Consider the following 25,870-nt stretch of genomic DNA (forward strand, 5'->3'; position numbering starts at 1 on the left):
GAGTCCATCGCTAGAACTCTGAGAGTTCACTCAGGATTCACACTCGCCCGAGAGCGTGGATCCAGCCGCGCTCCGCGGACACCTCACCAGATCACCAGAAAGGCATCGGACCTCCATGTCGAGTGACGACCTCCGGCGCGCCAGCGCGTCCCGCCATCGCCGAAGCACAACACGCCGCACCACAACACGCCTCGCCGCAGCAGCGGTGTGCATCGGAGTGATGCTCGGAGGCGGCGCCCTCGCCGCCCCGGCCGCTTTCGCGGCCTCCGCCAACCAGACCGACATCGTGCTGCACGTCGGCTCCGACCAGTCGCAGCGCAACTTCTCCTGGTACTCCGCGGCCGACGTGCCGCAGGTCGTCCAGGTCGCCTACGCGTCCGACGTCGTCGGGGGCGCGTTCCCGCAGGTCTCCAAGAGCATCCCCGCCACGGGAGGCCCGACCACCAGCGGCGAGTTCAACCGTTTCGCGACGGTCACCGGCCTCAAGGAGAACACGGCCTACGTGTACCGCGTCGGCACCGAGGGCGACTGGTCGGCGACCTACTCGTTCCGCACCCAGAAGTTCACGGGGGACTTCAACTTCCTGTTCTTCGGCGACCCGCAGATCGGTTCGTCCGGCAACGTGCCGAACGACGCGGCCGGCTGGGTCGACACCCTCAACGTCGCCACCACGGCCTACCCCGACACCGAGATGCTGTTCTCGGCGGGAGACCAGGTCGAGACCGCGGCCAACGAGACTCAGTACGAGGCGTTCCTGCAGTCCGACAAGCTGCGCCAGATCCCGTTCGTCGCCACCAACGGCAACCACGACGTCGGGTCGAAGGCGTACGAGCAGCACTTCAACACGCCGAACGTCGACCGCACCGCAGGCGCGAACACCGGCTCCGGCTCGGGCGGCGACTACTGGTTCATCTACAAGGACGTGCTGTTCCTCGACATCAACTCGAACAGCCGCGACGCCTCGCACATCGCGTGGATGAAGAAGATCGTCGCAGAGCAGGGCTCGAAGGCGAAGTGGAAGGTCCTCGCCTTCCACCACTCGATCTACTCGTCCGGTCCGCACGCCACGGACAGCGACATCCTCGACCGCCGCAACGTGCTTCCGACGGCCATCTCCGACCTCGGCATCGACCTGGTGCTGCAGGGTCACGACCACAGCTACGCCCGCAGCTACCTCATCCGCAACGGTGAGAAGGCGAACGCGGCCGAGGCGGCCGGAGCCGACTCGGTGGTCGCCGGCCCGGGCGGGGTGCTCTACGTGACGGCCAACTCGGCGTCCGGCTCGAAGTACTACGACCTGCAGAACAAGGGCTTCTGGTGGCTCTCGGTCCAGAACCAGGAGAAGGTCCGCAACTACAGCGCGATCGACATCACCTCGAACGCCATCACGGTCAAGACGCTCCGCAGCCAGGCCAACGGCTCGGACAAGCCCGTCAACAGCATCGTCGACCAGGTCACCCTGACCCGCGAGGCGAAGCCGGACACCGACGCGCAGCAGCTGCAGGTCACCGTCCCGGAGGCCGCCCCCGGCGAGTTCGTCTGGAACGTCGACGGCACCAACGGTCTCGTCGACCTCGGCAAGGCCGTGGAGGCCGGCGACCACTACGCCGCCGTCGGCTCGATCAACCCGATCCGCGTCACAGACACCCGCGCCGCCGGACCGCAGTGGTCGATCTCGGCTCAGGTGAGCGACTTCGCCGCCGGCGACAAGAAGTTCTCCGGCAAGTACCTCGGCTGGACGCCGGCGGTCACCCAGGCCGGCGGCGACGCCAAGGCCGGTGACCGCGTGCAGTCCGGGTTCTCGGGCGGCAACGGTCTCTCGACGTCGTCCACGCTCGGTCACGCCGACGGCGGTCACTCGAAGGGCTCAGCCAAGCTCGGCGCCGCCCTCGAGCTCGACATCCCCGTCGACGTCGCCAACGGCACCTACACGGCGACCCTGACGCTCACCGCGCTCAGCTAGCCGACCGCACCACCGGTCCGGGCGGGCGCCCGCCGCCCGCCCGGACCCCACGAACTCACCAGGAAGAACGATGCGCACCGCGACCCTCCCCTCCGCCGCCCCGCTCGCCCGCAGAGCCGCCGGGCTCCTCGCTGCCCTCCTCGTCGCCGCGGTCGTCGCCGTCGGCGGCTCCGCGTCCCCTGCGCTCGCCGCGGGCGATGGCGACGTCACCTGGGGCGTGCGCACCGCCGCCAACCAGAACGGCGCCGACCGTCAGAACTTCGGCTACCGGATCGCGCCGGGCGGCACGATCACCGACGCGATCGTCGTGGGCAACCACGCGGCCACGGCGATCACGCTCGACGTCTACGCGGCGGACGGCTTCACCACGAGCAGCGGTCAGCTCGACGTGGCGAAGCGGGAGGCGAAGGCGGAGGCCGTCGGCGCGTGGACGGCGCTGCGCGACCACACGGTGACCATCGCCCCCGGCGGCACGGTGGAGGTGCCTTTCACCGTCACCGTCCCGAAGGACGCGACACCCGGCGACTACGCGGGCGGCATCCTGACCTCCCTGCCGCAGGCCGCCCAGGAGAACGGCATCAGCGTCGATCGCCGCCTGGGGATCCGGATGCACCTCCGCGTGGACGGCAAGCTTGCCCCCGCTGTCGCGGTCGAGAAGATGCGCGTGGACTACATCGGGACCGCCAACCCCTTCGGCGCGGGGGACGCCACCGTCACCTACACCGTGCACAACACCGGGAACGTGCGGCTGTCGGCCGGCCAGACGGTGGCGCTCAGCGGCCCGTTCGACTGGTTCCCCGTGGATGCGGGGAAGGTCACCGCTGTCCCCGAGCTGCTGCCGGGCGAGTCGTGGAGCGTGTCCGTGCCGGTCCGCGGCGTCGTCCCCGCCTTCTGGCTGACGGCGACGGCCGTGCTGAGCCCGAAGCTGCCCGCCGTCACCGGATCGACGCCGGGCGTCGACGGCGTCGCGGCCGAGGCCGGCGCCCTGGCCGTGCCGTGGTCGCTGCTGGTGCTCCTGCTCGTGGTCGCGGCCGCGGTCGTCGCGACCGTGCTGGTGCTCCGTCGTCGCCGGCGGGCGAGCGCCGAGCGCGAGGACGCGCGCGTCAAGAAGGCCGTCGAGGAGGCGCTGAAGAGCGTGGAGGGCGAACCGGCGGCGGGCGCCTGACCCACAGGCCCGGCGCGCCCACACCCCTCGCGCCTACAGCCCGACGCGACTGCCGCTCGCGATCCGGCCGTCCACGACGGTGACGATCTCGTCGAGGGTCGGCGAGTGGACGAGGTCGTGGGTGACGAGCAGGGTGGCGGTCTCCTGGGCGTGGGTGAGTCGCGCGATGAGGTCCATGATCGCCGCACCGCGCTCCTGGTCGAGCGCGCTGGTGGGCTCGTCGACCAGCAGCACGGAGGGCTGCCGCACGAGCGCCCGGGCGATCGCGACCCGCTGGCGCTGGCCTCCGGAGAGCTGGGCCGGCCGCTTGTCGGCGTGCTCGGCGAGCCCCACCGCGTCGAGCAGCTCGTCCACCCGGCCGCGGACCGCGGTCCTGGCCGCCTTCTTGTGGCTCCCGCCGAGCTCGCCCATGACCTGCAGCTGCTCGCGCGCGGTCAGCGACGGCAGCAGGTTGGACTGCTGGAAGACGATGCCGATCTTCTCGCGGCGCAGCCGGGTGGCCTGCTCTGCGGACAGTCCGCTCGCGTCCTCCCCGTCGATCAGCACCTGCCCGCTGTCGGGGCGGATCAGGGTCGCGGCGAGGGCGAGGATGCTCGACTTGCCGGAGCCGGACGGCCCGGTGATGCCGGTGACCACACCGGGCCGGCCGTGCAGGGTGACGCTGTCGACCGCGGTGATGCGGCCGGCGCCGTCGGGAAAGGTCAGGGTGACGTCGTCGAGGGTGATCATCGGTTGCTCCCGAGTGCGGTGAGAGGGTCGGCATGGGTGACGGTGCGGAGGGCGACGGCGGCGCCCGCGAGCCCGAGGACGGTCATGGCCGCCGCGGGGACGAGGGTCGTGATCGGCGCCACGAGGAACGGCAGGGCGTTTCCGGCGAGGGCGCCGAGGCCCAGGACGGCGAGCATCCCGATGCCGATGCCGCCCACGAGCACGACGAGCGCCTGGCCGAGGGCGTCCAGCACGAGCGAGCGCTGGGTGGCGCCCAGGGCTTTCAGCACAGCGATGTCGGCGGAGCGCTGCATCGTCCAGACGGTGAAGAAGGCGCCGACGACGAGGGCGGAGATCCCGAACAGCATCGCGACCATGAGGCCGAGGGAGCCGATCTCGCTCTTGAAGGCCTCCAGCGCGGTCAGGCTCAGCAGGGTCGGCTGGGCGGTCGTGCCCGTCGCCGACGCGACGGCGTCCCAGTTCGGGCTGCCGGTCACGGCGAGCACGGTGGCCTGGCCGTTGCCGCCCATCCGCCTGTCGGCCTGCGCCCAGGCGGCGGGGGTCAGCGCGACCACCGGGGTGTGGCTGTACCAGGCGTCGCCGCCGACGGAGGCCACACGGTAATCGGTGCCCAGGATCGTGACCGTGTCGCCGGTGGCCGCGTGCAGTTCCTTCGCGGCGCCGGCGGAGAGGCCGACGGTGTCGTCGGTGCTCGGCGCGAGGGCGGTGAGGTCGGTCGCCGTCGGCGCGCCGGTGTCGGGGAGGCCGAACAGCGCGACCCCGGAGGAGGTCGAGCCCGACTGCGCGCGGGTCTGCGCGATCCCGACGGGGACGACGGTGTCGACCCTCTCGGCCTTCCGCCAGTGCTCGACCGTCTCGGGGGACAGCGACGACTCGCTGAAGCTCGCGGTCCCATCGGCCGGTTTCTCGAGCACGAGGTGGTCGCCGGGGAGTCCGAGGACGGCGGAGATGTTCTGGGCGGCGAGGCCGCCGGTCAGGCCGGCCAGGAAACCGACCAGGACGGTGATGAGCGCGACGACGGTCCCGATGAGGAGGAACCGGCCGCGAGCGTGGCGCAGGTCTCGCCAGGCGACGAACACGAGGAGTCCTTTCCGAGGGCGGAACGGTTCCGCCTTTCGTTCTTCCAGCCTCGTCGCGGCGCGCTGCGGTCACATCGTCAGCACGGTTCAACCTCGTCTCCGACTTTCCATTGATGCCGCGGGCGCTGCCGGTCCGTAGGCTGGGGGCGTCATGTCCCACAGCGCTCTCACCCCGGTCTTCGTCGGACTGCGAGTCGGGCTGCACGTCCTCATCGCGGGCCTGCTCGTGCTCGTTCTGGTCAGGCTGCCCGCGCTGGCCCCTCAGGCAGCGGTCGCCGGGCTGGTCCTCGCCGTGCTGTTCGCGCTCGTATACCTCACGAGTCCGCTGATCCGGGTGGTCCCGCCGCAGAGCAGGGGGCGTGCGGGCATCGTCTGGATCAGCGCGCTGGGCCTGGTCTGGGTGGGGCTGGTCATCGTGGTCCCCGAGGCGGCCTACCTCGCCTTCCCGCTGTTCTTCCTGTGCCTGCACCTGCTGCCGCGCTGGGTCGGCTCCGTCGCCGTCGTGGCGCTGACCGCGGTGGCGATCGTGGCGCTGAGCCTCCACCAGGGCTTCTCGGCCGGGGTCGTGATCGGCCCGCTGATCGGCGCGGGGGTGGCCATCTTGCTCGGCCTCGGCTATCGGGCGCTGGCCCGGGAGGCCGTGGAGCGGGAGGCGCTGCTCACCGAGCTGATGGCGACGCGCGACCGGCTCGCCGCGACCGAGCGGGAGCAGGGCGCGCTGGCGGAGCGCGGTCGCCTCGCCCGCGACATCCACGACACCGTCGCGCAGGGCCTCTCGAGCATCCAGATGCTTTTGCACGCCGCCGAGCGGGCCGCACCGGACGGACCTGGGATCGAGCAGATCCGCCTGGCGAGGACGACGGCGGCCGACAGTCTCGCCGAGACCAGGCACATCATCCGCGAGCTGACGCCGCCGTCGCTCGACGGCGGACTCGGGGAGGCCCTCCAGCGTCTCGGAGCCGCGCAGGCCGTTCCCGGGTCGTTGCGGGTGGACGTCGAGACGCCCGCGGCGATCGACCTGCCGATGGACGTGCAGACGGCGTTCCTGCGGATCGCGCAGGGCGCGATGGCGAACGTGCGGACGCACTCCGGGGCGACGCACGCGCGCATCCTGCTGCGTTCGGGCGGCGACGAGACGGTGCTGCGGATCGCCGACGACGGCGTGGGATTCGACCCGGCCACCGTCGGCGCCGGCGCCGGCGGCAACGACTCGTTCGGCCTGCGTGCCATCGCCGAGCGGGTGGCCCAGCTCGGCGGCGACCTCTCGGTCGAGAGCGCGCCGGGCCAGGGAACCTCCGTGACGGTCACCCTCAGGAAGGACGCGACGTGATCCGCATCGTCATCGCCGACGACCACCCGGTGGTCCGGGCCGGCATCCGCGCCCTCCTCGACGGCGAGGACGACCTCGAGGTCGTCGGCGAGGCGTCCACCGCGGACGAGGCGGTGTCGCTCGCGGATGCGTCCACCCCCGACCTGGTGCTGATGGACCTCCAGTTCGCCGACGGCCCGCGCGGCGTTGAGGCCACCCGCCGCATCCGCGCGCTGACGTCGCCGCCGCACGTGCTGGTGCTCACCAACTACGACACCGACACCGACATCCTCTCGGCCATCGAGGCCGGCGCGAGCGGCTACCTGCTCAAAGACGCGCCGCCGGACGAGCTCGTCGCCGCCGTGCGGGCCGCCGCCGCCGGCGAGAGCGCGCTCGCGCCCGTGATCGCGAGCCGCCTGATGGCCCGGATGCGCTCGCCGCAGATCACCCTGTCGTCCCGTGAGCTCGAAGTGCTCGAGCTGGTGGCGCAGGGAGCGGGAAACGCCGAGATCGCCCGCCGCCTGCACATCGCCGACGCGACCGTGAAGTCGCACCTGGTGCACGTGTTCACCAAGCTCGGGGTGGCCTCGCGCACCGCGGCCGTGAACGCGGCGCGGGAGCGGGGGATGCTGCGGTAGCCCGCAGCTCGCAGATTCGTCACGAATCCCGACATTCGTGCCACGAATGTCGACATTCGTGACGAATATCCCGTCGCTCGACGCCCTCAGCGGCGCCGCATCGGGCGCACGGTGAGCGACTCGACGGTGCCGGTGGGAGGGAGGTCCACGGCGACCCGCACGGTCGCCGCGACCATCTCGGGGCTGATCGTGTACGCCGCGTCGTAGTCGTGGCCCTCCCGCGCGACGAGCGCCCGCTGCATGTCGGTGTCGACCCGGCCCGGGTGGATGCTGGTGACGCGGACGCCGTTCGGCCGCTCCTCCTCGCGCAGTGCGTCGGTGAGCGCGCGCAGCGCGAACTTCGAGCCGGAGTAGACGCCGCCTCCCGCTCCGCTGGTCAGCCCGGACCCGCTGTTGATGGCGACCACGAGCCCCTCCGCCGACCGCAGGGCGGGAAGCGCCTTGCGCAGCAGCGCGGCGATCGAGAAGACGTTCACCTCGAAGACGCGGCGCCAGGTGGCGTCGTCGGTGTCGGCGATCGTGCCGCCGTCCTCCACACCGGCGGACAACACGACGGCGTCGAGGCGGTCGGGCAGCGGAGGGAGCTTCTCGCCGGTCAGGTCGCCGACGAACGGCTCGGCGGAGGGCAGGGCCGCGACGACGTCGGCGACCGCCTCGGCATCGCGGCCGCCGACCAGAACATGGTGGGTGCGGCCGAGCTCTTCTGCGATGGCGCGACCGATGCCGCGCGAGGCTCCGGTGACGAGGACGACAGGACGGGACGAGGATTCGGTGGTGGCCACCACCCGACTCTACGACGCCGCAGCCGGCGGGCCACGTGGACACCTTCCTGTGAACCTCCATCGACGAAGGCGCGCAGCCCCGGCGGATGGATCGGATACCCATAGCAGACGTTCAGTGCGTGCGAGCTTGAATGGAGGGGAGAGAAAGGCCGGGAATGGAGTCGAGCGAGGTCACCGCGACACCGGTCGTCCGTGGCTCCCGGCGGCACCTCCTCCCGGAGACGCTGGCCCGACATCCGGGTCTGCTGCTCCTGCTGCTCGGCTCGGGCTGCGCCGTGATCGCGTGGCTGCGGCTGCCGGAGATCGCCCGCGACACCTTCTGGGCGGAGGACGGCAGGACGTTCGTCTCCGCCGCGGCCATCGGCGGGCCGGCCGTGATCGTTCAGCCGTACGCGGGCTACCTGCACACCGTTCCCCGCCTGGTCGCCGCGCTGGTCGTGCTGCTTCCGGTGGGCTCGTGGGCGCTGGCGACGACCGCCGCGGCGTGCGCGATCGCTGGAGGGCTTGCCGTCGTCGTGTTCGTCTGCGCGCGCGACCTCGTGCCGTGGCTGCCGGCCAGGGTCGCGGTCGCGGCCCTCACCGTCCTCGCCCCGCTCGCGCCGCGTGAAGTGCTGGGGAACCTGGCGAACCTCCATTCGCTGTTCCTCTGGGCGCTGTTCTGGATCGTGCTGTCGCGACCTCGCCGTCTGCGCACAGCGGTCGCGCTGTCGATCGTGGGGTTCTTCGGCGCGATGACGGAGATCCAGGCGGTGTTCCTGACGCCGCTCCTCCTGCTCCACCGGCGCGACCGGCTCGTCTGGGTCGCCAGGGCGGGGCTCGTCGCTGGCATCCTCGTCCAGGTCGCGGTGACGCTCGGGTGGCCGCGCGCCCACAACACGAACCCCGGTGTCGACCCGCTGTCGTTGGGGTACGGGTTCCTGATCAACGCGGTCATGCCGCTGGCCGTGCCCCAGGCGCAGCTCGGTGCCGTGCTCGCCGCGAGCGGGCCGCTGGTGGGCCTGACCGTGCTGGCCGTCCTCCTGGTCGCAGCGGTGTACGCGGGCGTGCGGGGATCGCGCGCGCAGCGGCTGCTCGTCGTGGCGGCGCTGAGCGGAGCCGCGCTGATCTTCGCCGCGGGCGTGGAGGCGAACCCCAACGGCTTCTACGACTACGCGGCGCTCGCTCCCGGCCGGCTGCGCGACGCGTGGCTGACCCGGTACGGTGTGATCCCGTCGATGCTGCTCGCGCTCGTGCCGCTCGTCGCGGTGTCGATCGCGCTGGCGCGGCGGCGGGAGCACCCCGCGCTCCGGTGGACGGCGGGAGCCGTCGCTGCGCTCTCGCTCGTCCTGGTGCTCGCGCAGGCCGGCCCGCAGTGGACGCGGCGGTCGGACGGTCCCGCATGGACCCCTCAGCTCGCCGCGGCCGGAGTGCAGTGCCGGCGCGATGACGAGCTCGCGTTCGTGAACCTCCGCGAGACGATCGGCTGGAAGGTGTCGGTTCCGTGCCGGTATCTGGTCCCGGCCGGCTCCGCCCCGGATTCTTAGCCCTTGCTGAGTTCGGCGACCTTACCGTGTTCCGCGGCGGCGGCAGCGGGCGTCCCCTAGTGCCCCGCTGCCGCCGTCTCCAGGCCGGGGTCCGCCGCGACCCCGCCCCGCTACTTCAACGCCTGCCGGATCGCCTTCGCGTCCGCCTCTGCCTTCTTGGCGGCCGCCCGCGCCGACTGCAGCGACGACTTCACGGACGACAGGGCGGAGTGGTTCGAATCGTAGGCGGCGGGCGTGACCGCGAGGGCCGCCGACGCCTGCCCGGTCGCGTCGTGGGAGGCCGTCGCGATCTGCGTGCTCAGGTCGCTCAGGTCGGCCTGCAGCGCGGCGGTCGACTTCGCCTTGTCGGTGCCGGAGAGCAGGCCTGCCAGCGTCGACTGCTCCTTCGTAAGCTTCGGGAGGGTGGTCCCGGTCAAGCGGTCGGCCTCGGAGGCGAGCCTGGCCTGGGGGAGGGCGACGGCATAGACGCGGTACTTCGAGTAGACCGCTTTCAGGTCGGCCTCGGCCTGCGTCGTGGTGGTGTCGCCGGCGATGGCGGAGGCCGACGCCTTCATCGCTGCGAGGTCGGCGTTGAGCGTGCCGAGGATGGTGGAGCGGTCGCCGGAGGTGAGCGATGTGTCGGCGGTCACCTTCGTGATCGCGGCACTGAGCTTCGTCTCGCGGTCGCCGGTCGCCTTCGCGCCGGCCGCCTGGATCTCCGCGAGTGTTCGGGGCGCGTGCGCCTTCGCGCTCGGGTTCGGTGTCGGCGTCGACGTGGTGTCCGCGAAGGCGGGCGTGCCGATCAGGGCGAGTCCGGTGATTCCGGCGGCAGCGGCGACGACGAGGCCGGTGATGCGTGCTGGCATGATTCTCCCGTTCTGAGGTGGGTGCCGGAGTCGTTCCGGCCTCCCTCAGCGTCGCTCCCGAATGTTCGGGTCTCGTAAAGGGAGCGTTCGGGACGGGTATCGCGCGTGGTGGGGTCCGTCGAGTGGTGGAGGCGAAGGTGGGCTAGGCTGCTCCCGCCGTCCGATCGTCGAGTCAGTCCAGCTCGCCGGTGTCCGGACGACGAGGGGCCGGACGACGAGGGGCCGGACGGCGCGTTCCGGACGACGAGGGGAGGGGGACTCCGCATGCTGTTGACCGTGTCCTACCGCGGTGCCGACCCGGCCGACCTCGGGTACCTCCTGCACAAGCACCCCGACCGCGTCCATGACTTCGACCTCGCCGTCGGGCAGGCGCACGTGTTCTATCCGGAGCTCGACGAGCACAGCTGCACGGCCGCCCTGCTGCTGGAGGTGGACCCGATCGGGCTGGTTCGCAGCACGCGGTTCCGCGGGGACGCGGCGACGCTCGGGCACTACGTCAACGATCGGCCGTACGCATCCGGGTCGATGCTCGCGGTCGCCCTCGGCTCGGTCTTCCGGACCGCGATGACCGGCCGCAGCGACGCGCGGCCGGAGCTCGCGGCCTCGCCGCTCGATCTGCGGATCGGGCTCCACGCCGTGCCGTTGCGCGGTGGTGCCGACCTCCCTCGCCGCCTCTTCGAGCCGCTCGGCTGGCAGCTGGAGGAGTCGACGGGGCTCCTCGACGAGCGGTTCCCCGAGTGGGGACCGTCGCCGTACGCGTCGATCACCCTGCACGGTTCGCTGCGACTCGGCGAGGCGCTGCGACAGCTCTACGTCCTCCTCCCGGTGCTCGACGACGCCAAGCACTACTGGGTGGCCGATGCCGAGGTGGACAAGCTCCTGCGCGCGGGCGAGGGCTGGCTGCCGCAGCATCCCGAGCGCGAGCTGATCTCGCGGAGGTACCTCGTGCACCAGCGCGAGTATGTCGCTGCCGCGACCGAGCGACTGGCCGAGCTCGACCAGGACACGGCGGCGGGGTCAGGCGCCGAGCCGGGCGTGGAGGGGGAGGTCGGCACTGTCGAGGAAGCCGCGCGTCCGCTCAACCGGCTGCGCGCCGACGCCGTCCTCGCCGCACTCGAGGACGTCGGTGCGCGCTCGGTCGCGGATGTGGGGTGCGGTCCCGGCGCCCTCCTCTCCCGTCTCGCGGTCGACCCGCGGTACACCAGGATCATCGGGACCGACGTCTCGCCGGCCGCCCTCGAGACCGCGGCCAGGAGGCTCGACCTCGCTGAGCGCAGCGACGCCCAGCGCGAGCGCATCACCCTGCATCCCTCGTCCGTCACGTATCAGGACGACCGCATCGCCGGACTCGACGCGATCGTGCTGATGGAGGTCGTCGAGCACATCGAGCCGGAGCGCCTGGACGCTGTCGCACGGTCGGTGTTCGGTCTGGCGAAGCCGGCGGCCGTCGTCCTCACCACGCCGAACGCCGAGTACAACTCCCGGTATCCGGCGCTGGCGGCCGGAGCGTTCCGCCATCCCGACCACCGCTTCGAGTGGACGCGGGCGGAGCTCGCCGCGTGGGCGGGCGCGGTCGCCGACCGCTACGGCTACCGGGTGGAGTTCCGCGCGGTCGGGGAGCCCGATCCCGTGCTGGGGCCGCCGACCCAGCTCGCACTGTTCCGCAGGGAGGTCGCCGCATGACCGAGCTCGCCGTCCCCGCCGCCTCGCTCGTCGTGCTCGTCGGCGTCAGCGGCTCGGGCAAGTCCACGTTCGCGCGCGAGAAGTTCGGCCCGTGGGAGACGCTGTCGAGCGACGCCTTCCGCGGCCTGGTCTCCAACGACGAGAACAGCCAGAGCGCCACGAGCGACGCCTTCGACGCCCTGCGCTACGTCGCAGGCATCCGGCTCCGGAACGGCCTGCTCACCGTCATCGACGCGACGAACGTGCAGCCAGCGGCCCGCAAATCGATGGTCGCGCTGGCCAAGGAGCACGACGTGCTGCCCGTCGCGATCGTCCTCGATGTGCCGGAACGCGTCGCCATCGAGCGCACCGAGGCGCGCGACGACCGCGGCTTCGGAGCGGAGGTCATCCGCCGGCAGTCCACGCAACTGCGCAGGGGACTGGCGGGGCTGCGCCGCGAGGGCTTCCGGACGGTGCACATCCTCCGCGACCAGGCCGAGATCGACGCGGCCACCATCGTCCGCACCCGCCTGCTCAACGACCGCACCGACGACCGCGGGCCGTTCGACGTCATCGGCGACGTGCACGGCTGCCGGTCCGAGCTGGAGGCGCTGCTCGGCAGGCTGGGCTACGACCTGCTGTGCGACGCCCAGGGCAGGCCGATCGACGCGGTGCACCCGGAGGGCCGCCGCGCGCTCTTCCTGGGCGACCTGGTGGACCGCGGGCCCGACACCCCTGGTGTCCTGCGACTGGTGATGGGGATGGTCGGCGCCGGTCACGCCGTCGCGGTCGCCGGCAACCATGAAGACAAGCTCGCGCGTGCGCTGCACGGCGACAAGGTCACGGTGGCGCACGGCCTGGAGGTGTCGCTCGCGCAGCTGGCGGCGGAGACGCCGGAGTTCCGCGACGAGGTGCAGCGGTTCTGCCGCGAGCTGGTCGCGCACTTCGTGTTCGACGACGGCAGGCTCGTCGTCGCGCACGCCGGTCTCCCCGAGCAGTACCACGGGCGTGCGTCGGGCCGGGTGCGCGCGTTCGCACTCTACGGAGACGTCACCGGAGAGAAGGACGAGTACGGCCTCCCGGTGCGCCTCGACTGGGCGCGCGACTACCGCGGGGCGGCGACCGTCCTCTACGGGCACACGCCGGTCCCGCGCGCCGAGTGGGTGAACAACACCCTGTGCCTGGACACCGGGTGCGTCTTCGGCGGCGCGCTGACCGCGCTGCGGTACCCGGAGAACGAGCTCGTCTCCGTGCCGGCCGAGCAGGTCTGGAGCGAGCCGGCGCGACCGTTCGCGCTCGCCGTCGACACGTCAGCCGAGCGCGAGGACGACGTCCTCCGGATCGACGACGTCCTGGACACGCCGATCGTGGAGACGCGCACCGCGGGAAAGATCCGGCTGCGCCCGGAGTTCGCCCTCGGGGCGCTGGAGACGATGAGCAGGTGGGCAGTGGATCCCCGCCGGCTGCTCTACCTGCCGCCGACGATGTCGCCTCCCGCGCCCTCCTCCCGGCCCGGGCTGCTGGAGCACCCCGACGAAGCGTTCGCCGCCTACCGGAAGAGCGGAGTGACGAGCCTCCTCGCCGAGGAGAAGCACATGGGCTCGCGCGCCGTCACACTCGTGACGCGCGACGGGGGCCGCTTCGGCGCGGCGCCCGACTGGCCCGGACTCGTCCACACCCGCACCGGGCGCCGGTTCTTCCCCAGCGCCGCCGACGAGGCCCTCTTTCTGTCGCGCCTGCACGATGCGGTCTCCCGCGCCGAGCTGTGGGACGAGCTGGAGACCGACTGGCTGCTGTTCGACGGCGAGATCCTGCCCTGGTCGCTGAAAGCCGGAGCGCTCATCCGCGAGCAGTACGCCGCCGTCGGTGCCGCCGCCTCCTCGGCGCTTCCCGCCGCGTTGGCGACGCTGGAGCAGGCGGCCGCGCGCGGACTCGACGTCGCGTCGATCCTCGACCGAACCCGTCGGCGGGAGGCCGATGCCACCCTGTACACCGAAGCGTACGGCCGGTATGTGCGGCGCACGGACGGCATCGACGGCGTGCAGCTCGCGCCGTTCCAGGTGCTCGCGGGCGAGGGCGCCGTCTACGCCGAGCGCGAGCATGCGTGGCACCTCGCGCTCGCCGACCGACTGGTGGAGGCCGACCCGGAGCTGGTCCGCGAGACGCGGCGCATCGCCATCGACCTGGACGAGCCCGCCTCGGTCGACGCCGCGGTCGCCTGGTGGTCGGCGCTCACCGACGCCGGCGGCGAGGGGATGGTCGTCAAGCCGGCCGCCGGACTCGTGCGGAACGAGCGCGGGCTGGCTCAGCCGGGCATCAAGGTGCGCGGACGCGAGTACCTGCGCATCATCTACGGACCGGAGTACACCGAAGAGTCGAACCTGGAGCGGCTGCGCGACCGCAACGTCGGCCACAAGCGGTCGATGGCGCTGCGCGAGTACGCCCTCGGCCTCGAGTCGCTGCACCGGTTCGTGGAGCGCGAGCCGCTGTGGCGGGTGCACGAGGCGGTCTTCGCGGTGCTCGCGATGGAGTCCGAGCCGGTCGACCCGCGGTTGTGAGTGGGTCGGCGGCCCCGCCTACCTCGGCTCCTCCTCCGACTCCTGCGTCTCGTCCGCGTCGACGAAATCGTCGTCCGTCTCCGTTGCCTCCATCGCCTCCGCCGCCTGCGCGCGCGCCTCGGCGTCCGCCTCCCGCTGCCGCTTCTCTCTGTTCATTCCCCCAGTCTCTCCCCCTCCGCTTCACTGCGCCTAGGTTGGAGTCGTGGATGCTGACACGACCCCCGATGCCTACTTCGTCCCCCTCGGCGACGGGAGGTACGCGCCGACCCGGCACGCGGGCGGCGCGTGGGCCGACGACGAGATGCACTTCAGCCCGCTGGGCGGGCTGATCACGCACGAGATCCTGCGCTTCGCGGCGAGCTCGGGCGGCCCGGCGCTCCAGCTCGCGCGGATCAGTTTCGACATCCTCGGCTTCCTCGCCCTCGACGAGGTGCAGGTCGCCGTGCAGACCATCCGGCCGGGCCGCACCATCGAGCTGGTCGAGGCGACGGTCGTCATCCACGGGCGCACGGCGGTGCGGGCCCGTGCCTGGCTGCTCTCCGCTTTCGACACCGCGGAGGTCGCCGGCGGTGCGCCCGCCGCGCTGCCGTCGCCGGAGACCGCCGAGCCGTGGTCGATGTCGGACGACTGGATCGGCGGCTACGTCGCCTCCCTCGACTCGCGTGCCGTGCAGCCGCCGCAGGCCGGACGGGGGATCGCGTGGCTGTCGACGCACTGCGCCCTCGTCGACGGCGAGGAGGTCGACCCGGTCGCCGCCTGGATCACCCTGGTCGACACCGCGAACGGCGTCGCCGTGCGCGAGCACCCGACCCGGTGGATGTTCCCGAACGTCGACCTCACCATCCACCTGCACCGGGCGCCGAGCGGGGGCTGGCTCGGGCTCGACACGGAGGTCGTCTTCGGCACGACCGGCCTCGGCATCACCCACTCGGTGCTGCACGACCGCGACGGCGCCGTGGGGTTCGCCGAGCAGGCGCTGACCGTGCGGCGGCTGACCGAATAGGGCGTGGCATCGTCGCGAATCCGGGTATTGACGATCCACTTGTTTTTTGCAAGTATGGGTCCCATCAACAGCGATCCACGACAAGGGAGACCACGATGACCGCGATGATGTTCGTCAACCTGCCGGTGACCGACCTGGAGCGCGCCAAGGCGTTCTACACGGCCGTCGGCTTCACCATCAACCCGCTCTTCACCGACCACAACGCCGCCTGCGTCGTCGTCGACGAAGACCACAACTACTTCATGATCGTCACGCGCGAGTTCTTCTCGACGTTCTCCGACCGCCCGGTCGGCGAACCCTCCAAGACCGTGTCGGCGTCGACCTCGATCATGCTCGACAGCCGCGAGGTCGTCGACAAGACGGTCGCCGCCGGTGTCGCCGCGGGCGGCGTCGAGGAGCGCCCGGCCGCCGACTACGGTTTCATGTACCAGCGCCAGCTGGCCGACCCCGACGGCAACATCCTCGAGTTCGGCTGGATGGACCCGGTCGCCGCGCAGCAGGGCCCTGAGGCCTACATGAAGCAGCAGGCCTGAGGCCGATGGTCGCGCGCGACTACGGTCAATACGACGGGATCACGCGCGGCCTGGAGCTGGTGGGGGAGCGCTGGGCCCTGCTCATCGTCCGAGACCTGCTCGTCGGGCCGCGCCGCTACGGAGAGCTCGCCGCGGGACTGCCCCGCATCCCGAGCAACATCCTGGCGGCGCGGCTCAAGGAGCTGCAGGCGGCCGGCATCATCCGCCGGGCGCCGCGCTCCCGCATCATCCTCTACGAGCTGACGCCCTACGGCCGGGAGCTCGAACCGATCGTGCTCGCGCTCGGCGCCTGGGGGTTCAAGGCGATGGAGGATCCGCGGGAGGAGCAGATCGTCACAGCGGATTCGATGGCGATCTCGCTGCGCACCGCGTTCCAGCCGCAGGTCGCCGCCACGTTGCCCTCGACGGCGTACGGAGCGCGCTTCGGCGAGGGCGGCCTGTTCATCCGGGTGGACGGCCAGACCCTGTCGGTGACGCGCGGGGAGGGGCCCGTCGACTTCGCGTTCGCGAGCGGCCCCGGCCTCCACCGGCTCATCTCGGGCGAGCTCGCCCCGGAGCGCGCCATCGAGACGGGTGTCGTGGAGGTGCTCCGCGGGCCCGACGACCTCCTGGCGCGCTTCGCGAGCACGTTCCACCTCGCCGCCTAGCGGCGGCCGGCGATCGCGGCGATGACCGAGGCCAGCGTGCCGGCGCTTCCGACGGCGAACGAGACGAGCGCGAGCATCACGCCGTACACGGCGATGATCGCGATGAACCGGGCGGTTTCTCGTGTTCCTGCGCGGGCCACGGTCGAGAAGGCCGCCCACATCCCGGGCTGTCGGCCCTGCGCCGCCTCGTCGTCCGGCTCAGCCATGGTCGTTCACCTCCGGGTTGTCTGCGTTCAGCCGCCGAATCCGCGGCTTCGTGTCGACAAGTAATCCACATCCGCCGGGAGTAATCCAGTAGAGTGATCGGACGCCTTAACCGGCCAGATACGATCCTCGATATGAAACCGATAGGAAGGTAGCTGGCCGGTTAAGGCGTTCAGTTCAGAACGTAGAGACAGGGTGGTCGGATGGCCGTCGCAGCGAACTCCGGGCGTGCTCCCACCGCCAAAGAGCGCCAGGTGCTCGAGGCTCGCGCAGCTCGGCTCAGCCGACCCGGAATCGCGGCGCAGGTCCGTGCCGCGCGCGACGCACTGGACGGAACGGTTCCGTCGGGTGGACTCGTCCTGCGGTACGGATACGCCTTCCGAGCGAAGCCCGCCGATGCCGATTCCTCCGACCGCAAGGCTCCACCCCGCGAGCAACGGCCACCGGCGACCCGGCTCGGGACGAGTCGCGGTGCGGCGCTGCGGTTCCACCTCATGCTGCTCGCGCGCGTGCAAGCCAACCGCAAGGAAGGACAGCCCGCTCGTCTGCACCGTTGGGGATTCACCGTCAAAGGCGCGGCAGGCGAACCGGGGTGGGCCGATCTGATCGTCTCGGAGGCGATCGACACCAAGGGGCGCGATGGCTATTCGACCGCACGCGACAAGCGCGCCCGCAGCGTCTGGAGCGCTCTCGAGAGGCTGGAGGAAGCCGGCCTCGTCGACAGAGGGAGCGGACACCTCGGCAGAAACCGGGTCGATGATTTCGTCCTCCTCAACGAGTGCGGAACGGAGGCGGTGGGTGAGTCGGAGGAGTACCGGGTGCCGGTACGGGGCCGAGACACGTTCAGCCTCCCGTCCGGCTTCATCGAGCAGGGATGGGTGCATGTCCTGGAGGATTCCGAGATCGCCCTCCTGCTGATGATCGCGTGTGCGAAGGGTGCCCTGATCGACGGCCGGTACGTCGCCGTCCCCGGCGACGTCAGGCTGCAGCACTACGGCATCCACCGCGATCCGTTCTCGAAGGCACGGAAGACCCTCGAATGGTTCGGGCTCCTGGACGTCGAAGAAGTCGGGCGACACAGCGACGGCAGAGCCGAGGATTCCGAACTGCTCCTCAACAGGTTCAGGCTGATGACAGAGACCTTCGAGCGCCCCGCGGTCGAGACAATGGTCGACGCGATGCACGCGCAGCTCTCCCGCGCCTGGTGATCTCGTATCCTCTCGGCCGCCCCTCAGTGCTCGACGCGGTAGTCGACCAGGAGGTGGCCGGTCGCGGAGGTGAGGTTGCGGACGGTCGTGAGCCGCATCGGCGGGAGGCCGTCGAGCAGCCGGCGCCCGGAGCCGGCGATCCGGGGCGCGATCACGAGACGCAGCTCGTCCACCACTCCGCCCGCCAGCAGGGCGCGCGCGACCGAGATGCTGGCGTGCACGCCGATGTCGCCGCCTTCGCCCGCCTTCAGCCGACGGGCGAACTCGACGGGGTCGCCCGTGACGGCCGAGGCGTTGGCCCAGTTCCCGTCGAGGGGCGACGAGGTGACGACGTGCTTCGCGACCCCGTTGATGAACGTCGCGAACGGCTCGATCGTGCTCGTCGGCCAGAACCGCGACCACTCGTCGTAACTGCGGCGGCCCAGGATCACGGCGTCCTGCGGCGCGATCACGGCGCCGAGCTCGGCGTCCATCGCGTCATCCCAGTCGACGATGAACGCGTCGGGATCCTCGGCCACCCCGTCGAGGGAGAGCAACTCGTAGACCACGATCTTCCGCATGGGGCACCTCCTCGGCTGAAGCCACACTACGCGGCGAGCCGGCGGCGACAGCACGCGCCGGCTCGCGCGCCGCCGGCTCACATCTGGATGGTCTCGTGGATCTCGATCCGTCCGCCGGAGGCCAGGTGCGGATGCCCGACAAGCAGCCCGTCCACCGCGGCGGCCGAGTCCGCTTCGACGACCGAGTAGCCGTTGACCCCGCTCGCGGGCAGGTCGGCCCCTTCGGCGGTCGATGCGCCGAAGGCGTTGCCCCGGTCGAGGATGGCGTCACCGGCTCTGCCGAACCACTCCACCCACGCCTTCGTCAGTTGTTCGCCCTCTTCGGGGCTCTGGGGTGCCGTACCTCCCTGGTACAGCAGAACGTATTTCGTCATCGTCGTCCTCCTTGCCTGGTGCCGCCGGTCGGCAGCTGTTCACCCCTACGACGTGCCGACCCGTCCGAAATCGACACGCCGTCACCACGAACGGATCGCACCTAGCGGTGCGGCGGCGATTCCGGTTCGATAGGAGCCTGACCCGATTGTGAGGATCGCCATGACCGACCGTCCCGACGTCGCCTTCGACCTGCTCTCCACCCAACTGCTCAACGATCCCGACCTGGACGTCTCGCTGACCGCCACCGGCCTCCACGTGCGCGGGCGGCTCTTCGCGTACCTCGACGGCGACGCCCTCGTCGCCGACCTGCCGCGGGCGCGCGCCGTCGACCTCGTCGGCCGGGGTGTGGCGTCGGCCGTCGCCGCCGGCCGGGCCGAGCCGAAGGGCGACTGGATCGCCGTCTCCGACGCCGAGGACTGGCCGGAACTCGCCGCCGAGGCCCACCAGTTCGTTGGCGAACCTCCGGTCGGGATGGACTCCTGAGGCCGGGTGACCTCTCCGACCGATCGTGCCGACGAGTACTGGGCGGGCGTCTTCGGCGTCGAGACGCGTGACCTGCGACGGCCCGGCCTACACACGACCTACGTCGACGACGCGGGAGCAGGGATCTACGTCCTGAGTCTCGGTGGAACGGTTCGTGTGCGTGCGCCCAGCCGGCGACGCCCGGAGGTCGAGGAGATCTCCTTCGACGTCGCGTTGCACGCCGGTGCCTGGCGGGAGGCGCTCGGCGATGCCTCTCCGACGGTTCTCGGCCCAGCCGCCCACTATCTGGGGAGCGGGAGGGTCGCGCCGACCATCGAGGAGGCCCGTCCCGATTACGCCGAGGTGCTGCGGATGGTCGAGCGCGTCGACCCGGAGGAGGTCGAGGAGTCCGGCGTCGTCGAGCCCGACATCGTCCGCTTCGGGCTCTGGCACGGAAAGACTCTCGTCGCCGTGTCCTCACTGAGCGCGTGGGTCGGCGGCCACACGGATGTCGGCCTCCTGGTCGCTCCGGAAGTCCGCGGTCTCGGCCTCGGCCGGGTCGTGGCGTCCGTCGCCCTGAACGCGGCGCTGCGGGAGGCCGGGATCGCCCGCTGGCGCTGCCGCGAGGACAATGCGGCCTCGGTCGCTCTCGCCGAGAGCCTGGGGCTACAGCCCTACGGCAGGAATCTCGGGATCCGGCTTCCTCAGCGGTGAGACGCTGCGGCGCCTGCACGGTCGGAGTGCGGTACCGCGATCACCTGGACGGCGTCCTCGTAGATCACGCGCCCCGGGTCGTCCGTCTCGACCCGTTCCCACGGCACCCGATGGGCGTCCAGCAGTTCTGCGTAGAGCGTCGTCATCTCGATCAGTTCGACGGCCGTGCGTCTGAACCAGGCCACCGCCCCCGGGTTCGCCGTGCGATCGTACACACGCGGTTCGGTCGACGTGGGCTCCGGATAGGCGGCCTCGAACCAGGCATTGGCGCGCCTCCACCGTTCGCTCTCCTCCGGTGTGAACGCGCCGACGTGCTCGAGCCCGTTGGCCAGGGCGAAGACGCCGACCTGGACGCCGCGAGCGTTCGGAGTGGGCGAGCGGAATCGGACGTAGCGGGGGACGGCCATCGGCCTCATCGGCCCGTCAGCGGAGGAACGCGGCGATCCGCCGCGGCCAGGTGTCGGCGTCGGCGGCGTTCTCGGCGACGAACAGTTCCGAGTCGGGCAGCAGCTCGTGCAGCCGTTCGGCCGTCGACAGCGGGTGGCCGGGGTCGCCGGCCCACGGCAGCAGCAGCACCGGCATCCGGAGCGTCACGAGCTCGTCCGGCGTCGGGAGGTCGGAGAGCGCGGCACCGCGCAGCACTGTCGGTGCAGTCTCCGGCCGCAGCTCGAATCGCGGCGTCAGCTCCCGCTCGGCCATCACCGGCGGCAGCGTCACGGGTCCGGCGGCCAGCAGCTCCGCCAGACCCTCCCACCCGCGTGTCTCGATGATGTCCGCCATCTGCCGGTAGAGGGCGGCCTGCGCCGGGCGGGTGTCCCACGCCGTCGGCGGGAGCCCGAGCACGAGCCGACGGAAGCGTTCGGGATGCCGCACAGCCGCCGTCAGGATGGTTCCCGTTCCCATCGAGATACCGATGGCATCGACGGGTTGCTCAGCGCCGACCTCGTCGAGCAACGCGATCAGGTCGTCGGCGAGCACTGTCCACCGATAGCGCTCCGGGTCGTCGGAACCGGGGGACCGCCCGTGCCCCGCCGCGTCGTAACGAACCAGCCGGTGCCCCTCGTCCGCCAGCGCCCGAACGTCGAGCAGCTCCAGCTCCGCGTCACGGCTCGAGGTCAACCCGTGCGCCTGCACCACGATCGGCCCGTCGCCCGAGCTGTCATAGGCGAGGGTCGCACCGGGCCGGGTCAGCGTGAGGTCGTCCATGTCGGGCCATCGTAGTCCTCGGTCTGTGGGTGTCCCGATGTAAACACCGAGTAGTATCTGTAGCCACATAAAACGCACAATTTCAGGAGTGGTATGCGAGTCGCAGTCCGGAGCTTTCGTACGCAGTTCGGTGATTGCGTCGTCATCGACGATCTCTCGGGGGGCGGCTACACATGAGGGTTGACCATGTCCGGGTCGTCGCGCGTTTCGAGTTCACACGCACCGTACGTCGGCCACAGTTCTGGATTGCCGCGTTGCTTCTTCCCGCGGTCATGGCGGCGGTGATCCTCGTCATGTCGTGGGCAGGTTCGAATGGGCCTGCGGCGACGGAGCCGATCGAATTCGAGTACAGCGACTCCTCTGGCATCGTCTCCGAGTCGGCTGCGGCAGAACTCGGAGGCAGGCCAGCGCGCGCGGACGCGGCTGACCGTGTGAGATCTGGTCAGCTTGCGGCCTTCCTCGATTATCCGTCCGACCCCACGACCGAAGCGGTGACGATCATCGCCGCAGACCGCGGTCTCATGGCCAACTCGGTCTATTCGCAACTCGCCCAGCGCCTCTTCTCAGCCAGCGTCGACCTCACATTGGACTCGGATCGCGCGGTCGCTCTCGTTCGTGCAGACCTTCGCACGACAGTGCAGACCTATACTGACGGCAATCCGGCCGGAGGAGTCGGGGGGATGATCTTGCCGGGCCTCCTCGCCCTTCTGCTCTTGGTCACCGTCGCACTCCTGGGCAATCAGATGCTGAGCTCGACCGTCGAAGAACGAGAGAACCGCGTCAGCGAGATGCTTCTGGTGTCCATGCCCGCCCGGGCGCTCATTCACGGCAAGATCCTTGCGCTGGCTCTGGTGGGCGTGGTCCAGATCGGCATCTTCATCGTCGCGAGTGTCACGATTTACCTGATCGCATCACCGTCTCTCCCCCTCGACGAGCTCGGCATCGGAGCGATCGCTTTCGATCCGCTCAGACTCGCTGTCGGACTTCTCCTGCTCCTCGGGGGATTGCTGACGCTGACCGCACTACTCGTGTTGACCGGTGCGGCGATGCCATCTGCCAAGGACGCGGCGCCGTTCTTCAGTGCAGTCGTGATCGTCACCATCGCCCCGATCTACTTCATCACGACGATCCTCCTCGACCCGGGCAGCCCGGTCGTCCTCGTGCTCAGCTACTTCCCCTTCACAGCTCCGATGACCGCGTTGATTCTCAACGCGACGGGAGCCCTCACTCCCTGGGCGGGAATCGCCATTGCTGGCGGTCTCTTCATCGTCGGAACAATAATCCTCCGACTCGCCGTCTTCGCATTCCAGCGGGGGGTCATCCAGTACGACAGGCGACTCCGCCTTTCGGACTTCATCTCCCATCGCCGCCGAAGCTGACCCGCTCCCCCCGCCGCATCGCAACCCCCGACGTGACCGCGAGCACCACGATCCCGATCGCCTCGATCACGACCGTCTCGGGCACGAGGGTGAAGCTCCACACCTCTGTGATGCCGAACAGGCCGACCGTGAGGGCGAGGAGCAGCGCCGCCAGGCTTGCGATCAGGAACAGCAAGGAGAGGATCGTTGCAACGCGCAGCCATGTGCCGCGCAGCACCAGCATCCCGACCGCCAGCACGATTCCCGCGATGCCGTTCAGGACGAACAGCGTGCCGAGCAGGCCGCCCACGCCATCAAAGATGAGGAACAGGTGGATGCCGCCGGTGACGGCGAGCACGATCGCGCTGAGGATGCGCAGGAGCCACAGGGGACCCTGTCGGCTTTCGGTCATGGTGTTTCCTGCTTCCGGTCCGGGCCTCCCAAGTGAAGGCCTCATCGGGAACACGTACGAAGTCGGGGATGGGTTCAATCGCGTCTAGCATCGCAACCATGCGTTCTGCGTCGGCCTGGACCCCCGGTACGGTTCGCGATGCCGCGGGCGGACTGGTCGCGCTGACGCTGGCGACCTTCCTCGCGGTGACGACCGAGATGCTGCCGGTCGGTCTGTTGCCGGCCATCGGCGATGACATGCACGTGTCCGACTCGATCGCCGGCCTGCTCGTCACGGTGTACGCGTTCATGGTCGCGGTGCTGGCCGTCCCGCTGACACTCTCGACGGCGCGGTTCTCGCGCAAGGGCCTGCTGGTCGCCACGCTCGTCGCGTACACGGTGGGCAACGCCGTCGTCGCCGTCGCACCGAACTTCGCCCTGCTGGCGGCCGGCCGGGCGTTCGGCGGGATCGCCCACGCCCTCTTCTTCTCCGTCAGCATCGGCTACGCCTCCCGGCTCGTGACGACGGCGTTCACGGGTCGAGCGCTGGCGCTGGTCACGGCGGGCGCCTCGGCGGGGTTCGTGCTGGGCGTGCCCGTCTCGACTTCGCTGGGCACCGCCCTCGGCTGGCGTGCCGCGTTCGGTGTGCTCGCCGGGGTGTGTGCGCTCGCCGTCGTGATCGTCGCCGTGCTGCTGCCCCCGGTTCCGGGAGGCGGATCCGCGCACAAAGGGGAGGGCGTCGGTGCGCGCCGCACCCGGCTGGCCGTCGTGTCGACCGCCAACGCCGTGGTGTATCTCGGGCAGTTCACCGTCTACACCTTCGTGTCGGTGCTGCTGCTGGCGACGGGCCTCGCGCCCGCGGCCATCGGGCCTGTGCTGCTCGGGATGGGCGCGGTCGGCCTGGTCGGCACCTGGTTCGCCGCCGCCACCCTCGATCGCCGGCCGCGCGCGACCGTGCTGATCCTGCTCACCGCAGTGACGCTCGGACTGGTCGGGGTGGGTCTGGCTTTCCCCGCTCTCGCCGGCGTCCTGGCCGCCGCCGTGCTGTGGGGCGCGGGCTTCGGCGGGGTGGCGTCGGTGTTCCAGACGGCCGCGATCCGCACGCGCGGGGCGACACCGGAGGTGATCGGCGCGCTCATCAACTCCACGGCGAACATCGGCATCGGCGCGGGCGCCGCCGTGGGTGCCGCCGTACTCGCCGGACCGGGGCTCGGCTGGCTGCCGTTCGCCGGCGCGCTGCTCGTGCTCGCCGGCCTGGCGGTGGTGCTCGTCGCTCGCGGGTCGTTCCCCGCAGACCCGTAGGCGCGTCAGAGCCTGGCCGCGGTCACGGCCCGTACGCGGCCAGGAACCGGTCGCGGAAGGCGTCCATCCTCCACACCGGCGCGCTCGGCGACGGCAGCATCCCCGGCTGCCAGTTCCAGGAGCCGATCCGGTCGATCACCGCCCGGTCCTTCGAGATGATGCTGATCGGCACTTGGTGGTTCGCACCGATGCCGCTGACGACGGTGGCCGGCTGGTGATCCCCCAGCACGACGAGCACAAGGTTGGGGTCGTCGAACGTGGTCAGGAACGAGAACAGCGCGCCCATCGTGTACTCGATCGACTGCCCGTACAGCTGCTGCACGTGCTGCGGGCTCTGCCAGACCACGCTCGGCGGGAGGCCCTCCGCGGGCTGCGGGTCGTAGACGGAGCCGTCGCCGACGGCGTCCCACGGAACCAGGCGCGGCAACGGCGTCCACGGGGTGTGCGACGACACGAGGTCGATCTCGGCCATCAGCGGGGTGTGCGCCACCCCGAGCTCGTGCTTCTGGAGGTAGGCCCAGGTGTACTGGTCGGGTACCCGGGCATAGCTGAAGGTGGGGCCGCGGTAGCCGACGTTCTGCGCGTTCAGCTGCTTTCCGAAGTGATAGAACGAGCTCCCGATCGGCCACGGCCGGGTGTCAGACGGCACGTCGCTGAGCGTCTGCCAGCCGGCCTTGCGGAAGGCGTCGCTGAGCGTGAAGCGCGTGGTGGTCGTGACCTGGTCGTACTTCTGCTGCGAGTCGATCCAGAGCCCGGTCTGCAGCGTCGAGTGTGCGAGCCAGCTGATCCCGCCGAACGTCGACGAGGTCAGGAAGGCGCTGCGCTCCGCGTACCCGTGTGCGGCCAGCTCCGTGTCGCCACGGCGGAGGACGGCGTCCACCCCCGGAGCGAACGAGGTGTCTTGCACCGCGACCTGCCCGTAGCTCTCGACGAACACCACCATGACGTCCTTGCCCTTCAGACCGGTGAGGAGGTCGGAGGCGGGCAGCCGTGAGTACGGGTCGCTCGCGGCCGACCGGTCGAAGACGGCCCGGTCGCGGGCGGCGACCTCCACCTGGTGGACGGTGGAGGCCGCCGCGCCGACCGAGTCCGCCGCGGCGACCGGCTCGCCCGCGACGAGCTGCGCGCCCACCAGCGCGAGCACCAGCCAGCCGGCGGTGAGCGCGGACGCCCCGATCAGACTGGCGCGCCGGCGTCGGCCGAGCACCCGGGCCAGGTGCAGCAGGGACGCCGCGATCGCGACGACCGCGGCGACCACCAGGAGGCCGACGAGGACGAGGAGGACCAGCGCCCCGAGCGAGCCGGCGGAGTCGCTCACGACGCCGTAGCCGTCCCCGAGCTCGGACCAGCCGGCGACGACGTCGAACGGCCTCCCCACGGTCGTGAGGAAGACGCGGTCGAGCGTGGCGAGGATCGCCGCCGCCACGAGGAGCACGGCCGCGAGGATCGCCACGGCGCGGCGCGCCCACCGCCACGGCAGCAGGATCAGCGCCACCAGTGCGAGCAGGCACTCGATCGGCAGGCGGGCGAGAGCGAGCGGCGAGCCCGAGTCGATCACCCCCGGCGCGACGGCGGCGACGAACACCGTCACGGCGCTGAGCACCGTCACAACGGCCGACCACACCCGCGAGCCTGCACGCCGCGTCGGGCTGCTG

At 71.0% G+C, this 25,870-nt stretch carries 27 protein-coding genes; 15 read left to right on the forward strand and 12 right to left on the reverse strand.

The features are described 5' to 3' along the window. Window positions 1–115 precede the first annotated feature (115 nt). Both JNB50_RS12585 and JNB50_RS12590 read left to right on the forward strand, forming a co-directional pair. Window positions 116–1,963 (forward strand): FN3 domain-containing metallophosphoesterase family protein, encoded by a 1,848-nt coding sequence (locus JNB50_RS12585; protein ID WP_208040484.1) that lies wholly within the window; start codon window positions 116–118, stop codon window positions 1,961–1,963. 70 nt (window positions 1,964–2,033) lie between these two features. Beyond that, window positions 2,034–3,128, forward strand: coding sequence for a WxL protein peptidoglycan domain-containing protein (locus tag JNB50_RS12590; RefSeq protein WP_208040485.1), 1,095 nt, complete (start codon window positions 2,034–2,036; stop codon window positions 3,126–3,128). A gap of 33 nt (window positions 3,129–3,161) precedes the next feature. Here JNB50_RS12590 and JNB50_RS12595 read toward each other — a convergent pair whose 3' ends face one another. Together JNB50_RS12595 and JNB50_RS12600 are read right to left on the reverse strand one after the other, a co-directional pair. Further along, entirely contained in the window at window positions 3,162–3,857 is a 696-nt protein-coding gene (locus JNB50_RS12595; RefSeq protein ID WP_208040486.1) for an ABC transporter ATP-binding protein, read from the reverse strand. Further along, complete coding sequence (locus tag JNB50_RS12600; RefSeq protein ID WP_208040487.1) at window positions 3,854–4,936, reverse strand: ABC transporter permease; 1,083 nt, start codon at window positions 4,934–4,936, stop codon at window positions 3,854–3,856. Before JNB50_RS12600 ends, JNB50_RS12595 begins: the two co-directional genes overlap by 4 nt. Window positions 4,937–5,087: 151 nt before the next feature. Here JNB50_RS12600 and JNB50_RS12605 point away from each other — a divergent pair, with 151 nt between their 5' ends. After that, window positions 5,088–6,266: a sensor histidine kinase gene (locus JNB50_RS12605; RefSeq protein ID WP_208040488.1), complete on the forward strand. Its 1,179-nt coding sequence runs from the start codon at window positions 5,088–5,090 to the stop codon at window positions 6,264–6,266. Beyond that, window positions 6,263–6,883, forward strand: coding sequence for a response regulator transcription factor (locus JNB50_RS12610; RefSeq protein WP_208040489.1), 621 nt, complete (start codon window positions 6,263–6,265; stop codon window positions 6,881–6,883). The genes JNB50_RS12605 and JNB50_RS12610 overlap by 4 nt, the downstream gene beginning before the upstream one ends. Window positions 6,884–6,969: 86 nt before the next feature. Here the strand turns inward: JNB50_RS12610 and JNB50_RS12615 are convergent, their stop codons facing one another. Beyond that, window positions 6,970–7,668, reverse strand: coding sequence for an SDR family oxidoreductase (locus tag JNB50_RS12615; RefSeq protein ID WP_374222264.1), 699 nt, complete (start codon window positions 7,666–7,668; stop codon window positions 6,970–6,972). Between the two features lie 152 nt (window positions 7,669–7,820). On the opposite strand from JNB50_RS12615, the gene JNB50_RS12620 reads away from it, so the two are divergent. After that, window positions 7,821–9,188, forward strand: a complete 1,368-nt coding sequence (locus tag JNB50_RS12620) for a hypothetical protein (protein WP_208040491.1) — start codon at window positions 7,821–7,823, stop codon at window positions 9,186–9,188. Between the two features lie 110 nt (window positions 9,189–9,298). On the opposite strand, the gene JNB50_RS12625 is transcribed toward JNB50_RS12620, so the two are convergent. Then, the gene (locus tag JNB50_RS12625) at window positions 9,299–10,033 is read right to left on the reverse strand and encodes a hypothetical protein (protein WP_208040492.1); all 735 of its coding nucleotides are present in this window, start codon (window positions 10,031–10,033) and stop codon (window positions 9,299–9,301) included. Between the two features lie 264 nt (window positions 10,034–10,297). Between JNB50_RS12625 and JNB50_RS12630 the strand changes: the two genes are divergently transcribed. Further along, on the forward strand, window positions 10,298–11,716 hold the full coding sequence (locus JNB50_RS12630) for a 3' terminal RNA ribose 2'-O-methyltransferase Hen1 (RefSeq protein WP_208040493.1): 1,419 nt from the start codon (window positions 10,298–10,300) through the stop codon (window positions 11,714–11,716). Next, window positions 11,713–14,253, forward strand: coding sequence for a polynucleotide kinase-phosphatase (locus JNB50_RS12635; RefSeq protein ID WP_208040494.1), 2,541 nt, complete (start codon window positions 11,713–11,715; stop codon window positions 14,251–14,253). The genes JNB50_RS12630 and JNB50_RS12635 overlap by 4 nt, the downstream gene beginning before the upstream one ends. An 18-nt stretch (window positions 14,254–14,271) precedes the next feature. Here the strand turns inward: JNB50_RS12635 and JNB50_RS12640 are convergent, their stop codons facing one another. Beyond that, on the reverse strand, window positions 14,272–14,409 hold the full coding sequence (locus JNB50_RS12640; protein WP_208040495.1) for a hypothetical protein: 138 nt from the start codon (window positions 14,407–14,409) through the stop codon (window positions 14,272–14,274). A 46-nt stretch (window positions 14,410–14,455) separates the two neighbouring features. On the opposite strand from JNB50_RS12640, the gene JNB50_RS12645 reads away from it, so the two are divergent. The 3 genes from JNB50_RS12645 to JNB50_RS12655 all read left to right on the forward strand — a co-directional run bounded on the left by JNB50_RS12645 (window position 14,456) and on the right by JNB50_RS12655 (window position 16,436). Then, window positions 14,456–15,256 carry a thioesterase family protein gene (locus JNB50_RS12645; RefSeq protein ID WP_307794709.1) on the forward strand — a complete coding sequence of 267 codons (801 nt, stop codon included), beginning with the start codon at window positions 14,456–14,458 and terminating at the stop codon, window positions 15,254–15,256. A gap of 95 nt (window positions 15,257–15,351) precedes the next feature. After that, complete coding sequence (locus JNB50_RS12650) at window positions 15,352–15,789, forward strand: VOC family protein (RefSeq protein ID WP_208040496.1); 438 nt, start codon at window positions 15,352–15,354, stop codon at window positions 15,787–15,789. 5 nt (window positions 15,790–15,794) lie between these two features. Next, window positions 15,795–16,436: a helix-turn-helix domain-containing protein gene (locus tag JNB50_RS12655; RefSeq protein ID WP_208040497.1), complete on the forward strand. Its 642-nt coding sequence runs from the start codon at window positions 15,795–15,797 to the stop codon at window positions 16,434–16,436. Here JNB50_RS12655 and JNB50_RS12660 read toward each other — a convergent pair. Beyond that, window positions 16,433–16,642 carry a hypothetical protein gene (locus tag JNB50_RS12660; RefSeq protein ID WP_208040498.1) on the reverse strand — a complete coding sequence of 70 codons (210 nt, stop codon included), beginning with the start codon at window positions 16,640–16,642 and terminating at the stop codon, window positions 16,433–16,435. The genes JNB50_RS12655 and JNB50_RS12660 overlap by 4 nt on opposite strands. 201 nt (window positions 16,643–16,843) lie before the next feature. Between JNB50_RS12660 and JNB50_RS12665 the strand changes: the two genes are divergently transcribed. Further along, a complete protein-coding gene (locus tag JNB50_RS12665) occupies window positions 16,844–17,848 on the forward strand; it encodes a hypothetical protein (RefSeq protein ID WP_208040499.1) in 1,005 nt (334 codons plus the stop codon). A 23-nt stretch (window positions 17,849–17,871) separates the two neighbouring features. Here JNB50_RS12665 and JNB50_RS12670 read toward each other — a convergent pair whose 3' ends face one another. Next, entirely contained in the window at window positions 17,872–18,408 is a 537-nt protein-coding gene (locus JNB50_RS12670; protein ID WP_208040500.1) for a dihydrofolate reductase family protein, read from the reverse strand. A 77-nt stretch (window positions 18,409–18,485) separates the two neighbouring features. Beyond that, entirely contained in the window at window positions 18,486–18,782 is a 297-nt protein-coding gene (locus JNB50_RS12675; protein ID WP_208040501.1) for a hypothetical protein, read from the reverse strand. A gap of 160 nt (window positions 18,783–18,942) precedes the next feature. Between JNB50_RS12675 and JNB50_RS12680 the strand changes: the two genes are divergently transcribed. Continuing rightward, window positions 18,943–19,266 carry a hypothetical protein gene (locus JNB50_RS12680; protein WP_208040502.1) on the forward strand — a complete coding sequence of 108 codons (324 nt, stop codon included), beginning with the start codon at window positions 18,943–18,945 and terminating at the stop codon, window positions 19,264–19,266. 6 nt (window positions 19,267–19,272) lie between these two features. Continuing rightward, a complete protein-coding gene (locus JNB50_RS25780; RefSeq protein ID WP_208040503.1) occupies window positions 19,273–19,959 on the forward strand; it encodes a GNAT family N-acetyltransferase in 687 nt (228 codons plus the stop codon). On the opposite strand, the gene JNB50_RS12690 is transcribed toward JNB50_RS25780, so the two are convergent. Then, window positions 19,950–20,366: a hypothetical protein gene (locus JNB50_RS12690; RefSeq protein WP_208040504.1), complete on the reverse strand. Its 417-nt coding sequence runs from the start codon at window positions 20,364–20,366 to the stop codon at window positions 19,950–19,952. The genes JNB50_RS25780 and JNB50_RS12690 overlap by 10 nt on opposite strands. A 16-nt stretch (window positions 20,367–20,382) precedes the next feature. Further along, entirely contained in the window at window positions 20,383–21,165 is a 783-nt protein-coding gene (locus JNB50_RS12695) for an alpha/beta fold hydrolase (protein WP_208040505.1), read from the reverse strand. A 173-nt stretch (window positions 21,166–21,338) separates the two neighbouring features. On the opposite strand from JNB50_RS12695, the gene JNB50_RS12700 reads away from it, so the two are divergent. Further along, window positions 21,339–22,544: an ABC transporter permease gene (locus JNB50_RS12700; RefSeq protein ID WP_243768451.1), complete on the forward strand. Its 1,206-nt coding sequence runs from the start codon at window positions 21,339–21,341 to the stop codon at window positions 22,542–22,544. Here the strand turns inward: JNB50_RS12700 and JNB50_RS12705 are convergent. Next, window positions 22,519–22,935, reverse strand: a complete 417-nt coding sequence (locus JNB50_RS12705; protein WP_208040507.1) for a hypothetical protein — start codon at window positions 22,933–22,935, stop codon at window positions 22,519–22,521. The two genes, JNB50_RS12700 and JNB50_RS12705, sit on opposite strands and share 26 nt — an antisense overlap. A gap of 98 nt (window positions 22,936–23,033) precedes the next feature. Between JNB50_RS12705 and JNB50_RS12710 the strand changes: the two genes are divergently transcribed. Continuing rightward, on the forward strand, window positions 23,034–24,215 hold the full coding sequence (locus JNB50_RS12710; RefSeq protein ID WP_208040508.1) for an MFS transporter: 1,182 nt from the start codon (window positions 23,034–23,036) through the stop codon (window positions 24,213–24,215). Between the two features lie 22 nt (window positions 24,216–24,237). Here the strand turns inward: JNB50_RS12710 and JNB50_RS12715 are convergent, their stop codons facing one another. Further along, on the reverse strand, window positions 24,238–25,824 hold the full coding sequence (locus JNB50_RS12715; protein ID WP_208040509.1) for a CDP-alcohol phosphatidyltransferase: 1,587 nt from the start codon (window positions 25,822–25,824) through the stop codon (window positions 24,238–24,240). Window positions 25,825–25,870: the final 46 nt, after the last annotated feature.

This window comes from Leifsonia sp. TF02-11 (assembly GCF_017565305.1).
Lineage (GTDB): Bacteria > Actinomycetota > Actinomycetes > Actinomycetales > Microbacteriaceae > Leifsonia.